The 13,109-nt window shown below is 69.3% G+C and carries 10 protein-coding genes and 4 tRNA genes; 5 read left to right on the top strand and 9 right to left on the bottom strand.

Going from position 1 to position 13,109, the window contains the following annotated elements; translation table 11 throughout:
- Window positions 1-22 precede the first annotated feature (22 nt).
- Window positions 23-1,090 carry a phosphoribosylformylglycinamidine cyclo-ligase gene (gene purM, locus QC385_RS18295; protein ID WP_279542394.1) on the top strand — a complete coding sequence of 356 codons (1,068 nt, stop codon included), beginning with the start codon at window positions 23-25 and terminating at the stop codon, window positions 1,088-1,090.
- 84 nt (window positions 1,091-1,174) lie between these two features.
- Here the strand turns inward: purM and QC385_RS18290 are convergent, their stop codons facing one another.
- On the bottom strand, window positions 1,175-1,426 hold the full coding sequence (locus QC385_RS18290; protein WP_279542393.1) for a DUF3073 domain-containing protein: 252 nt from the start codon (window positions 1,424-1,426) through the stop codon (window positions 1,175-1,177).
- Window positions 1,427-1,725: 299 nt separating this feature from the next.
- Window positions 1,726-2,829 carry a Leu/Phe/Val dehydrogenase gene (locus QC385_RS18285; protein WP_279542392.1) on the bottom strand — a complete coding sequence of 368 codons (1,104 nt, stop codon included), beginning with the start codon at window positions 2,827-2,829 and terminating at the stop codon, window positions 1,726-1,728.
- A gap of 221 nt (window positions 2,830-3,050) precedes the next feature.
- Between QC385_RS18285 and QC385_RS18280 the strand changes: the two genes are divergently transcribed.
- Window positions 3,051-3,896: a hypothetical protein gene (locus QC385_RS18280; protein WP_086601708.1), complete on the top strand. Its 846-nt coding sequence runs from the start codon at window positions 3,051-3,053 to the stop codon at window positions 3,894-3,896.
- A gap of 596 nt (window positions 3,897-4,492) precedes the next feature.
- On the top strand, window positions 4,493-4,699 hold the full coding sequence (gene bldC, locus QC385_RS18275) for a developmental transcriptional regulator BldC (protein ID WP_003949541.1): 207 nt from the start codon (window positions 4,493-4,495) through the stop codon (window positions 4,697-4,699).
- Between the two features lie 462 nt (window positions 4,700-5,161).
- Here bldC and QC385_RS18270 read toward each other — a convergent pair whose 3' ends face one another.
- The 7 genes from QC385_RS18270 to QC385_RS18240 all read right to left on the bottom strand — a co-directional run bounded on the left by QC385_RS18270 (window position 5,162) and on the right by QC385_RS18240 (window position 11,790).
- A complete protein-coding gene (locus QC385_RS18270) occupies window positions 5,162-5,371 on the bottom strand; it encodes a DUF6274 family protein (protein ID WP_279542391.1) in 210 nt (69 codons plus the stop codon).
- 159 nt (window positions 5,372-5,530) lie between these two features.
- A tRNA-Asp gene (locus QC385_RS18265) sits at window positions 5,531-5,605 on the bottom strand.
- 93 nt (window positions 5,606-5,698) lie between these two features.
- Window positions 5,699-9,667: an ATP-dependent RNA helicase HrpA gene (gene hrpA, locus QC385_RS18260; RefSeq protein ID WP_279542390.1), complete on the bottom strand. Its 3,969-nt coding sequence runs from the start codon at window positions 9,665-9,667 to the stop codon at window positions 5,699-5,701.
- Window positions 9,668-9,840: 173 nt separating this feature from the next.
- Window positions 9,841-9,914, bottom strand: a tRNA-Phe gene (locus QC385_RS18255).
- A 24-nt stretch (window positions 9,915-9,938) separates the two neighbouring features.
- Window positions 9,939-10,013, bottom strand: a tRNA-Asp gene (locus QC385_RS18250).
- Window positions 10,014-10,050: 37 nt separating this feature from the next.
- Window positions 10,051-10,123, bottom strand: a tRNA-Glu gene (locus QC385_RS18245).
- 80 nt (window positions 10,124-10,203) lie between these two features.
- A complete protein-coding gene (locus tag QC385_RS18240) occupies window positions 10,204-11,790 on the bottom strand; it encodes a metallophosphoesterase family protein (RefSeq protein ID WP_279542389.1) in 1,587 nt (528 codons plus the stop codon).
- A gap of 84 nt (window positions 11,791-11,874) precedes the next feature.
- Here QC385_RS18240 and QC385_RS18235 point away from each other — a divergent pair, with 84 nt between their 5' ends.
- Complete coding sequence (locus QC385_RS18235) at window positions 11,875-12,225, top strand: metallopeptidase family protein (protein WP_059420586.1); 351 nt, start codon at window positions 11,875-11,877, stop codon at window positions 12,223-12,225.
- An 87-nt stretch (window positions 12,226-12,312) separates the two neighbouring features.
- A complete protein-coding gene (locus tag QC385_RS18230; RefSeq protein WP_279542388.1) occupies window positions 12,313-12,852 on the top strand; it encodes a hypothetical protein in 540 nt (179 codons plus the stop codon).
- Window positions 12,853-13,109 lie beyond the last annotated feature (257 nt).

The raw sequence follows: 13,109 nt of genomic DNA, 5'->3' as shown, positions 1-13,109 counted from the left end.
GACACGAAGGTTCTCATTAGCCATGTCTGAGACAACTGGTGCCAGCTACGCAGCCGCGGGCGTCGACATCGAAGCGGGCGACCGCGCCGTCGAGCTGATGAAGGAGTGGGTGAAGAAGGCCCAGCGCCCCGAGGTCCTCGGCGGCCTCGGCGGCTTCGCCGGCCTCTTCGACGCCTCCGCACTGAAGAACTACGAGCGGCCCCTGCTCGCCTCCGCCACGGACGGCGTCGGCACCAAGGTCGACATCGCTCGCCAGCTCGGCGTCTACGACACGATCGGCCACGACCTGGTCGCCATGGTCATGGACGACATCGTGGTGTGCGGCGCCGAGCCGCTGTTCATGACCGACTACATCTGCGTCGGCAAGGTCCACCCCGAGCGCGTCGCCGCCATCGTCAAGGGCATCGCCGAGGGCTGTGTGCTGGCCGGCTGCGCCCTGGTCGGCGGTGAGACGGCCGAGCACCCGGGCCTGCTGGGCGAGGACGACTTCGACGTCGCCGGCGCCGGTACGGGCGTCGTGGAGGCCGACCGGCTGCTCGGCGCGGATCGTATCCGTACGGGTGACGCGGTGATCGCCATGGCGTCCTCCGGTCTTCACTCGAACGGGTACTCCCTCGTCCGGCACGTCCTGCTGAACCAGGCGGGCCTGGCCCTGGACACCCATATCGACGCGTTCGGCCGCACCCTCGGCGAGGAGCTGCTGGAGCCGACGAAGATCTACTCGCTGGACTGCCTGGCGCTGATGCGCACCACCGAGGTGCACGCCTTCAGCCATGTCACCGGCGGCGGACTCGCGGCCAACCTCGCCCGGGTCGTCCCCGACGAGCTGCACGCGATCGTCGACCGCTCCACCTGGACCCCGGGCCCCGTCTTCGACCTCGTCGGCCGGACGGGGAACGTCGAGCGCCTGGAGCTGGAGAAGACGCTGAACATGGGCGTCGGCATGATCGCGATCGTGCCGCAGGAGTCCACGGACGTGGCCCTGGCGACCCTGGCCGACCGTGGCGTGGACGCCTGGGTGGCAGGCGAGATCACGGACCGGGGCGAGCACACCACCGGCGCCGCCCTGATCGGTGACTACGCGAACTGAGGCACGGAGGGCCGTGACCCTGCGGGCAGCACAGAACCCGGTCGGTGACCGAAGTCACCGACCGGGTGAGTGCTCAGTGCAGGGTCAAGCGCCGCGACGGTGTTGCGAGGACTGGTCGTCCTCGTCTCCATCGTCGTCCTCGTAGAGGTCGGCGTACCGTGCGTACAGGTCGTCGTCCTGATCATCGTCCTCGAACGGCCCGCCGTTAGGCGGCTGCGGATTCGAAGGCGATGCACCCAGCTCCTCGGCCAGGCGTGAGAGGTCAGTCCCACCGCTGTTGTACTTCAGCTGGCGGGCGACCTTCGTCTGCTTGGCCTTGGCCCGGCCGCGCCCCATGGCTCGACCCCCTCAACGACGGGGCTCGACGGCCCCAGAGTCTTGACACGCGTTCATGGTCCGGCACGGACTCTCCGCGGAGAGACCGGTCCGTAGGGCTTCCACGGTACCTGAGCCCGCGCCCATACGGTACGTCGCCCGCATGACGTGCCCGCGCCCAGGACCTTCGAGGCGCCCCGTCCTCGCTGGTCAACCGCGATTTTAACCACTTATCGGCGGTCGACCCGCCGGTAGAAGTGAGAGTTCTCTCTAACTGCCCACCGGCGGGTACCGGCCAAACGTACGAGGGCGCTCCCGGATCAGCGCGCCCGGCGGGCCGCGGCCGCGTCGTGCATGCGCTGTTCGGCGATCCGGTCGGCCGCGGCAGCCGGCGGAATGCCGTCCTCCTTCGCACGTGCGAATATGGCCAGCGTGGTGTCGAAGATCTTCGCCGCCTTCGCCTTGCACCGCTCGAAGTCGAAGCCGTGCAGCTCGTCGGCCACCTGGATGACGCCGCCGGCGTTCACCACGTAGTCCGGTGCGTAGAGGATCCCGCGGTCGGCGAGGTCCTTCTCCACGCCCGGGTGGGCGAGCTGGTTGTTGGCGGCGCCGCAGACCACCTCGGCGGTCAGCACCGGCACGGTGTCGTCGTTCAGCGCCCCGCCCAGCGCACAGGGGGCGTAGATGCCCAGGCCGTCGACGCGGATCAGCTCGTCGGTGTCCTTCACGGCCATGACGTCCCGGTGCCGCTCGGTGATCCGCCGTACGGCGTCCTCGCGCACGTCCGTGACGAAGACCTCGGCGCCCTCCTTCACCAGGTGCTCCACCAGGTGGTGGCCGACCTTGCCGACGCCGGCGATGCCGACCCGCTTGGCGCGCAGCGAGGGGTCGCCCCACAGGTGCTGCGCGGAGGCCCGCATGCCCTGGTAGACGCCGTAGGCGGTGAGGACGGAGGAGTCACCGGCGCCGCCGTTCTCCGGGGAGCGGCCGGTGGTCCAGCGGCACTCGCGGGCCACGACGTCCATGTCGGCGACGTACGTGCCGACGTCGCAGGCGGTGACGTAGCGGCCGCCGAGGGAGGCGACGAACCGGCCGTAGGCGAGGAGCAGCTCCTCGGTCTTGATCCGCTCCGGGTCACCGATGATCACGGCCTTGCCGCCGCCGTGGTCGAGACCGGCCATGGCGTTCTTGTACGACATCCCGCGGGCGAGGTTCAGCGCGTCGGCGACGGCCTCGGCCTCGTTCGCGTACGGGTAGAAGCGCGTACCGCCGAGCGCGGGGCCCAGGGCGGTGGAGTGGAGGGCGATGACGGCCTTGAGGCCGCTCGCGCGGTCCTGGCAGAGCACGACTTGCTCATGACCGCCCTGGTCCGAGTGGAACAGGGTGTGCAGTACATCAGCAGGTGCGCCGGTTACGTCGGTCACTGTGGTGACTCCTGAGTAAGTTGCGGCGGGTGGAGACCAGCTCCCGTGCGGGTGGCGGGGGCTGTGAGCACGAGGTTAGAGCCTGGTGCGCCCGCCGGCCGCACCGTGCTCAGGATCACCTCCGACCGGAGTACAGCCGTGCGACGATTTGCATAGATTTCCCGCGCTTTTGTGAGTGGTCCCGCAGGTTTTCGCGACGATGGGCGGGGGAGGGAGCAGGCGTGCCCAAGGTGTCCTCGGTGATCGTCCCCTACGCGACCTATCTGCGCGTGTACGAACCGCTGGCCGCCTTCCCGGAGCCGGAGCGCAGCCACTGGGCCCGCTACGCGCGCCGTCCCGACCGTCCCTCGTACCAGGACGAACTCCGCCGTGCCCTGGCCGACTTGGCGCCCACTCCGCCGGTCCTGGTGCCGGTGCACGAGAGCCAGGACGCCTTCGTGCTGGACGTCGACGGCGTCGTGTGCGTCTGCCCGTGGCGCACCCGGCTGCGGGGCTGGCAGGCCCTGGAAGAGCTCTCCGAGGAACTCCCGCCGCCCGTCCTGGACGCGGTCCTGCCCCCCTTCCTGCGCCACCAGGCGGCCCAGGACTACGAGCGCTGGCTGGCGGAGAACCCGGACGCCCGGCCGTGGATCCGTACGGCGACCTGGCAGGTGCCGATCAACTGGTTCGTGCTGGTCGCCGACGAGGAGCGCGAGTACGACAAGGGCGACAGCGAGGACAGCCCGCCGGTGCTGCGCTACCGCACTCCCATGGTCCAGGCCCGGCGGCGCGTGGCCCGGGGCCTGCGGGCCCTGAAGGAGGCCATGGACGAGGGGCCGCTGATCGACGGCCTGGTGGACGTCGGGCGCTGGCTGGAGGAGTTCCACCCGCGCTCGCTCGTGGAGCTGGACTACGGCGGCCTGGTGCACGCCCTGCCGGCCGGGGCGCTGGAGCACGACCACTCGGCCGCGGACGTGGCCGAGGGCATCGCCGCGCTGCGCCGGGGTGACGGGGCGGCCGCGGGGGAGGCGTACGCCCGGCTGGTGGACCGGTGGCGTTCCGTCCGGGATCTGCGGTCGGCGAACTGACCTCTGACCTTCGGATCCTACGGACCGCTCGCGGCCGGTCACGAACAGGCGTTTGACGTACCGCCCGTTTTGGGGTTTCGTCCTCGCACCGACGTTCCTGAAGTGCGCTCTGCGTCTACTGACGCCTTGTCAACAACGGACGTAGGTTCCGATCCGGGCGTACCGCTCAAGTAGGCCAAACGTGACGGACTGCACGTACATGACCCTTGCGCCCCTTGCCCCTCCTCATGCCAAAATAGGACAAGGAGTCCGGGGGGCTCCTTCCGTCCCGTTGTGCTGCATCGTGGGCGGAATCTCAGCATTGCACGCTTTGGGGGGTCTCGTGACTCCTGATCGCCCTGTGACTGATCGTCACAGTGGCGTGACTGTCCGCTATGGCATGGTCCATCGGCTTCCGTCGCTGATGAACACCTGGGAGGGCAATTCCATCGGTTTGGCCGACGCGGCTGGACAGATGGTGTAGTTGTAGTGCCGAGGACAAGCCGTTCGTCCTATAACCGACTCGACTCGCGTCCGCCATTTCGGGCAACGCGGGTCAAGGTGCAGAATTTAGAGGAAAGAACCGAGAAGGTTCGGTTCTCCCGAGGAGGCCGCTCATGACCGCTCGCACCCCTGATGCCGAGCCGCTGCTGACCCCGGCTGAGGTCGCCACCATGTTCCGTGTTGACCCCAAGACGGTCACGCGGTGGGCGAAGGCCGGCAAGCTCACGTCGATCCGCACGCTCGGCGGGCATCGCCGTTACCGCGAGGCTGAGGTCCGCGCTCTGCTCGCGGGCATTCCGCAGCAGCGCAGCGAGGCCTGAACAACTGAATAACCGGGCAAACCGGCTGGTCCCCCATCAGCCGAGACGTCCGGAACCACAGCTCCAAGCGACGCGGGTCCTGCCCCAACAGGCCCCACGCCCACGCCAGTCAGAGCTCTCCAGGCATATACAGGGTGCGTCGTCGATCGCGCTGGACTCCGCCGGGTCCAGCGCGATCTTTTTTGTGCGCCGACTTCCGGTCCGCATGGGCCCTGTTGTGAGCGCCCTTGTCGGAGTCTGGGGAGGGGTGTCGGATCCCCTGTGTGCAGCACCGTCGAAGGGGTGCAATTGCACATATTAAATTGACCTGTTGTAGGCGGGGTGTAAGTACCGCACTTTCCAAAACTCATGCGGTGACACCCGTCACATACCGAGCGGCTTGTTAGCTCCACCACGGGTGCGGTAGTGGAACTCCCGGCTTCAGAACCCCCTGCATGGACGGGTGTTGGTACCGGCCCCCGGTCACGCCCGCGCCGAACTCTCGTGCTCGACGGCCCCCTGGGGGCTCCGGGAGGGCTGGGCGGTGCGAGGGGCGGGTTGGGCGGACTCCATGGCCAGCCGCAGCAGGCGATGGCAGATCGGGCAGTGGCGAGTGAGATGCCGGTACGACGACGCGGCCGCCAGGTGCGCACGGAGCAGGGCCCGCGTCTCGTGCCTAGCCGATGCCGCCATACGCCACCTCCAGAAGGCCGAACGGGGAACGGCCCTGGTTTCTGGGTACCGAGGGAACGACGGGCCGTCAAGACGGCGTGAGGGGCCGCGAGGTGGTGTCTCGCAGGTCAGGGGCGCACAAGAAAGAGCCCAGATCCGAAGATCTGGGCTCTTTCGCTGCGGTCCTGACGGGATTTGAACCCGCGGCCTCCACCTTGACAGGGTGGCGAGCACTCCAAACTGCTCCACAGGACCAGGTTTCGCGGCGCCATTCGTGCGTTGCGCTGCGAGAAGAGACTGTACAGGAGGGTGGAGCCCTGGTCGAACTCACCCTGCGTGCGCACGCCGTTACGGCGCCGCCGCGTCGATCGCCTTCACGATCCGCTTGTCGGAGACGGGGTACGCCGTGCCCAGCGCGTGGGCGAAGTAGCTGACCCGGAGCTCCTCGATCATCCAGCGGATGTCCAGGACCGACGACGGCACCGGCCGGCCCTGCGGCATCTGCTCCAGGAGCCAGGCGTACTCGTCCTGCATCTCGTGGACCTTCTGCATCCGCGTGGCGTCCCGCTGGACGTTGGTCGGCATCTGCGTCAGGCGCCGGTCCGCGGCCACCAGGTAGCGCATCAGGTCCGGCATGCGACGCAGACCCGCCTCCGTCACGAAGCCGGGCTTCACGAGGGCGTCCAGCTGCCTGCGCACGTCCTGGAGGTTCGCCAGCAGCGCGGGGCTGCGTACGGCCTTCAAACGGCGTTCACAGGCCTGCCAGGCGGCCAGAACCTGCTGCACCTGGCCCACCGTACGGACGGTCGTGTCGACGATCTCGGCGCGCACCTTGTCGTACAGCTTGCGGTACGACTCCTCGTCCCACGCCGGCCCGCCGAAGTCCGCGATCAGCTTGTCGGCGGCCGCCATCGCGCAGTCGTCGAACAGCGCCTGGATGGAGCCGTGCGGATTCGAGGACAGCGCCAGCTTCTGGGCGTTCGTCAGCTTCTCGGAGGCGAACTTCGCCGGGTTCACCGGGATGTTGCGCAGGATCAGGCGGCGGGTGCCCTTCCACATGGCCTGCTGCTGCTCGGCCTCCGTGTCGAAGAGGCGTACGGAGACCGTGTCGCCGTCGTCGACCAGCGCCGGGTACGCCTTGACCGGCTGGCCGGCCCGCCTGGTCTCGAAAACGCGGGTCAGGGTGCCGATCGTCCAGTCGGTGAGGCCCTTGCGCTCCAGGGACTCGCCGCCCTGGCGTTCCGCCGTGGCGGCCGCCGCCTGGGACAGGGCCTTGCGGGCCTTCGGCCGGAGCCTGAGCTTCAGCGCCTCCAGGTCCTTGTCCTCGGCGAGCTTGCGGCGCCGCTCGTCGACGATCCGGAAGGTGATCTTCAGGTGATCGGGGACCTTGTCCCGGTCGAAGTCCTCGGCCTCGAAGGGGACTCCGACCATGAGCCGCAGCTCGCGGGCCATGGTCGTGGTGAGGGGCTCCTGCAAGGGGACCGCCTTGTCCAGGAACGCCTTCGCGTAGTTCGGCGCGGGGACGTAGTTGCGGCGGATCGGCTTGGGCAGGGAGCGGATGAGCTCCGTGACGAGCTCCTCCCGCAGGCCCGGGATCTGCCAGTCGAAGCCCTCGTCCGTGACCTGGTTGAGGACCTGGAGCGGGATGTGGACGGTCACACCGTCGGCGTCCGCGCCCGGCTCGAACTGGTACGTCACCCGGAACTTCAGATTGCCCTGGCGCCAGGAGTCCGGATAGTCGGCCTTGGTGACCTCGCCCGCCTTCTCGGTGAGGAGCATCTCGCGCTCGAAGTCGAGGAAGTCGGGCTGTTCGTGCCGCTTGTGCTTCCACCAGGAGTCGAAGTGCGCGCCGGAGACGACGTGTTCCGGGATCCGCTGGTCGTAGAAGTCGAACAGCGTCTCGTCGTCGACCAGGATGTCCCGGCGCCGGGCCCGGTGCTCCAGTTCCTCGACCTCGGTGAGGAGCCTGCGGTTGTCCGAGAAGAACTTGTGGTGCGTGCGCCAGTCGCCCTCGACGAGCGCGTTCCGGATGAACAGCTCGCGGCTGACCTCCGGGTCGATGCGGCCGTAGTTGACCTTCCGCTGCGCCACGATCGGCACGCCGTAGAGCGTGACCTTCTCGTACGCCACCACCGCGGCCTGGTCCTTCTCCCAGTGCGGTTCGCTGTACGTGCGTTTGAGGAGATGGCCGGCGAGGGGTTCGACCCACTCGGGCTCGATCCTGGCGTTGACGCGGGCCCAGAGGCGGGACGTCTCGACGAGCTCGGCGGACATCACGAAGCGCGGGGGCTTCTTGAAGAGGGCCGAGCCGGGGAAGATCGCGAACTTGGCGTTGCGGGCGCCCAGGTACTCGTTCTTCCCGGTGTTCCTCCCGCCCTCCCCTCCGGCGTCCTTCACGTCCTTCATGCCGATGTGGGAGAGCAGGCCCGCGAGGAGGGAGACGTGGATGCGGTCGGCCGGGGCATCGTCCTCGTTGAGGTGGATGCCCATCTGCTTCGCGACCGTGCGCAACTGGCTGTAGATGTCCTGCCATTCGCGGATGCGAAGGAAGTTGAGATACTCCTGCTTGCACATCCGGCGGAAGGAGGACGAGCCGCGCTCCTTCTGCTGCTCGCGGATGTAGCGCCAGAGGTTGAGGTAGGCCAGGAAGTCGCTGGTCTCGTCCTTGAAGCGGGCGTGCTGCTGGTCGGCCTGGGTCTGCTTGTCGGCGGGGCGCTCGCGCGGGTCCTGGATGGACAGCGCGGCGGCTATGACCATGACCTCGCGCACGCAGCCGTTCTTGTCCGCCTCCAGGACCATGCGGGCCAGCCGCGGGTCGACGGGCAGCTGGGCGAGCTTGCGGCCGGTGTCCGTGAGCCGCTTGCGGGGGTCCTTCTGTGCCGGGTCGAGGGCGCCCAGCTCCTGGAGGAGCTGCACGCCGTCGCGGATGTTGCGGTGGTCCGGCGGGTCGATGAAGGGGAACTTCTCGATGTCGCCGAGGCCGGCCGCGGTCATCTGGAGGATGACGGAGGCGAGGTTCGTCCGGAGGATCTCCGCGTCCGTGAACTCCGGGCGGGCGTTGAAGTCGTCCTCGCTGTAGAGGCGGATGCAGATGCCGTCGGACGTACGGCCGCAGCGGCCCTTGCGCTGGTTGGCGCTGGCCTGCGAGACCGGCTCGATCGGCAGGCGCTGGACCTTGGTGCGGTGGCTGTAGCGCGAGATGCGGGCGAAGCCGGGGTCGATGACGTACTTGATGCCCGGGACGGTGAGGGAGGTCTCGGCGACGTTCGTGGCCAGAACGATCCTGCGGCCGGTGTGCTGCTGGAAGACGCGGTGCTGTTCGGCGTGGGACAGCCGGGCGTAGAGGGGCAGGATCTCCGTGAAGCGGTAGTTCTTCTTGGTCAGGGCGTCTGCCGTGTCGCGGATCTCCCGCTCGCCGGAGAGGAAGACCAGGATGTCGCCCTGGCCCTCCTTCTGGAGCTCCTCCACCGCGTCGGTGATCGCGGTGATCTGGTCGCGGTCCGCGTCGTCGCCGTCCTCCTCCAGCAGCGGCCGGTAGCGGACCTCCACGGGGTACGTACGGCCGCTGACCTCGACGATCGGGGCGTCGCCGAAGTGCCGTGAAAAGCGCTCCGGGTCGATGGTGGCCGAGGTGATGACGACCTTGAGGTCGGGGCGCTTCGGCAGCAGCTGGGCGAGGTAGCCCAGCAGGAAGTCGATGTTGAGGGACCGCTCGTGGGCCTCGTCGATGATGATCGTGTCGTAGCCGCGCAGCTCGCGGTCGGTCTGGATCTCGGCGAGCAGGATGCCGTCCGTCATCAGCTTGACGAAGGTGGCGTCCGGGTCGACCTGGTCGGTGAAGCGGACCTTCCAGCCGACGGCCTCGCCGAGGGGCGTGTTGAGCTCCTCCGCGACGCGCTCGGCGACGGTGCGGGCGGCGATCCTTCTCGGCTGTGTGTGGCCGATCATGCCGCGTACGCCCCGGCCGAGCTCCATGCAGATCTTGGGGATCTGGGTCGTCTTGCCGGAGCCGGTCTCGCCGGCGACGATCACGACCTGGTGGTCGCGGATCGCGGCCGCGATGTCGTCCTTCTTCTGGCTGACCGGCAGCTGCTCGGGGTACGTGATGGCGGGTACGCGGGCGCGCCGGGTGGCGATGCGCTCCTCGCCTTTGGCGATCTCCGCCTCGATCTCGGCGAGGACGGCGGACCGGGCCTCCGGCTTACGGATCTTGCGCGCACCTTCGAGCCTGCGCCCGAGCCGGTGCGCGTCGCGCAGGGACAGCTCGGTCAGGCGGGGGGCGAGAGCGCCGAGGGCGGGGGCGGATTGCGTAGACATACGGGACCCAGGATCTCATCCTCGGGAAATTCGTGGCTAACGCTTTTGCCTCCGGCGGTGGGGCGGGGCCGCGCAGGGCGGCGGGCGTCAGCACCCGGCAGTACAGATGAAACACGGAAGAGCCCCTCTCCAGTAGCGATGGAGAGGGGCTCAAGCCCTGGTGAGGGCTGCGGTGGCTGGGGCCGGGGTCGAACCGGCGACCTTCCGCTTTTCAGGCGGACGCTCGTACCAACTGAGCTACCCAGCCACGAGGTTTCACGTGAAACCTCAGCGGTCCTGACGGGATTTGAACCCGCGGCCTCCACCTTGACAGGGTGGCGAGCACTCCAAACTGCTCCACAGGACCAAGCGTGTCGTACGACAGTGTCGCACAGGGTGGTGCGTGCCCCCAACGGGATTCGAACCCGTGCTACCGCCTTGAAAGGGCGGCGTCCTAGGCCGCTAGACGATGAGGGCTATCGGCCCGCCTGGGCGCTTCTCAGCGCGTCGGGGACGTGAGAAGCATATGGGATGGCGGGAGCTATCGCCAAAACGGTTTAGGGGGAGGGCGTCGGGGACTGCGACGGGGGCTGAGTCGTGGGGGCGGTCGGGGACTGGGTCGCGCCCGGTTGGTTCTCCTCCGGGATGTGGCGGCTGACCTCGGCTGTCGTGAGGCCGAGGCCGCCCAGTTCGATCTCGTCCCAGGCCTGGAGGCGGCGGTTGTCCCGGTCGAAGTACAGGATCGACGCCTCGATGGGATCCGGGTGCTTGCCCTCGATGGCGCGCAGGCCGCTGCCGCCCGTGGAGCCCTCGATGCGGAGCCGGGTGCCGTACTGCAGGACTTCCATCTCGTCGTGGTGGACGTGACCGGCCAGCACCAGCGGCACCTCGCCGTCGACCCCGCGGGCCGCCGACGGCTCGTGGGCGATGGCGATGTCCACCGGGGTGCCGGCCGTGCGCTGGTCGCGCAGAGCCGTGGCCAGGCGGGCTCCGGCCAGCTCCTGGGACTGCTCGTTGCCGGGCTGCTTCGAGCGGTCAGGGGTGAACTGCGGGTCGCCGATGCCCGCGAAGCGCAGGCCCTTGACCGTCTTGGCCCGGCCGCCGTCCAGGACGTGGACGTTCTTCAGGCCCTCGAGGTAGCGCTGGGTGATCATCGAGTCGTGGTTGCCGCGGACCCAGACGTAGGGGGCCCCGAGGTCCTCGATGGGGTCCAGGAAGCCGTTCTCGGCGGCCGTGCCGTGGTCCATCGTGTCGCCCGAGTCGACGATCACGTCCACCTTGTACTGCTCCACCAGCGACGCGATGATCTTCCAGCTCGCCGGGTTCAGATGGATGTCGGAGACGTGCAGGACCCGGATGGTGGAGGGGTCGGGCGCGTAGGCCGGGAGGGTCGAGGTGGCGTCGTAGAGCTTGGTGACGTTGGTGACCAGGCGGGCCAATTCCTTCTGGTAGACGTCGAATTCGGTGACGATGCTGCGCGCGTTGCCGACCAGGGAGGGGGCCGAGGTGAGCAGTCCGGAGAACTTGGGCTCCAGGACGGAGTCGGGGCGCCAGGTGGCGTACGCCGTACCGCCCGAGGCGGCGAGGAGGGTGAGGGCGAGGCCGCCGGCGGCCAGGGCGCGGCGGGGCCGGCGGTAGACCGCGAGGCCGAGTGCGGTGGCGCCGCCGACGACGGCGACGCCCGAGCGGACGGCCAGGTCGAGGGTGCCGCGTCCGACGTCCTGGGTGACCTCGTCCTGGAGGCCGGAGAGCCGTTCGGGGTGGTCGACCAGCGCCTGCGAGCGCTCCGGGTCGAGCTGGTCGACGTTCACGTCCAGGCGGACGGGGGCGATGTGGCTGTCCAGCTGGAGGGCGCCCAGCGGCGAGATGTTGATCTTGGTGCCGCCCGTGAAGGAGGGGCGCAGGGTCATGGTGGTGTTCATGGGGCCGACCGGGACCCGGACATTGCCCACGACCAGCAGGCCCAGCCAGGCGCCGAGGAGGACGACGGCCACGAGTCCCACCGCGCGGGACCAGGGGTGCGGCTGCGGCACGAGTTCGACCGTGGCCGGGGCCTGGCGGGAGCGGTAGCGGCGGGCGAGGGTGTGCGGGGCCTTGCGGATCGGGTTCAGGACACTCAGGACTGCGGCGGGGACGCGGGCCATTGGTCCCGTATGCCCAAGTGACGGGCCGGATATGCCGGCGCCGGAAGGCTCTCGTACGGCTGTGTCGTGGCCGACAATGGGCCTGTGCTGGAGATGACGCGCGAGGAGTTCGAGGAACTGGTGGCCGAGGCGCTCGACCGGATCCCGCCGGAGTTGACGCGATTGATGGACAACGTCGCGGTGTTCGTCGAGGACGATCCGCCGTCGGACGATCCCGAGCTGCTCGGACTCTACGAGGGGACTCCGCTGACCGACCGGGGCGAGTGGTACGCCGGTGTGCTGCCGGACCGCATCACCATCTACCGGAATCCCACGTTGCGGATGTGCGAGTCACGGGAGGACGTCGTCGCCGAGACGGAGATCACAGTGGTGCACGAGATCGCGCACCACTTCGGCATCGACGACGCGCGCCTTCACGCCCTGGGTTACGGCTGAGCGGGTTGTGAATACGGGGCGCGTGTCCTCTTGTGGGCGGCGGGAGTTGGAGGTGTTGACTCCATCATCCTTCCCGGAGGTGGCCCCGTGCGCCCCTTGTACGTACCCGTCCGTCTGGCCGCCACGGTCGTGGCCGTCGCCGCTGCCGCCGGCTGCATGAGCGTCGGCGACGACGACGTGGGCGGGAGCGTCAAACCGTCGCACTCCGCCGGGCAGCGGGGCGGCGAGGCGCCCGACGGCGGCTCGGCGGTGTCGGGCGGCGGTACCGGGCTCGGCGCGGCGGCGGCCGACGGCGAGCGCGGGCGGGGCAAGGGGAAGAAGGGCGGGAAGGACAAGGGCGGTGAGGCGGGCGAGTCGGCGACCCCCGGGGCGTCGCCGTCCGCCGTGGTGCGCCCCTCCGCGCCGGGGCGCGACAAGCCGGGGAAGCCGGCCAGGCCGACGCCGAGGCCGCCGGCCCCGCCGACGCCCACCAAGTCGGCGGATCCCGAGCCCGCGCCGACGCCGACCGAGGTGACGACATCGCCGGAACCGACGGACAAGCCGGAGCCCTCGTCGTCGGCGCACGAGCCGCCGGGGCCGCAGTTGGCGCAGCGGGAGCCGGCACCGGAGGCGGGGTCACCGGCGTAGAGCCGGGAACGCACCGTCGCGGCGGTCGCCGCCGCAGGCCGGGAGTTCGCCGCCGCGGCGGGAACATTTCCGGGCGGAGGCTGGTTGGAGGGGTCGGGAAGCTGTCCGGCCGTCGGAAAGCAGCCCGCTGCCTCCTGCACAGTCCGGTTTGCCTTACGGGGCCCGGAGTGCGTATGGTGGCAGATCGTTTGATCCCATCTTGCCCGGCGCCACTGCAGAGCGCGCCGTGTGGCGCGTACTCTCTCCCTTGCCGTGGT

The organism is Streptomyces sp. DH10 (assembly GCF_029813805.1).
GTDB lineage: Bacteria > Actinomycetota > Actinomycetes > Streptomycetales > Streptomycetaceae > Streptomyces > Streptomyces coeruleofuscus.
Note: the sequence above shows the minus strand (reverse complement) of the source record. Positions and strands in the feature narration are given on the sequence as shown.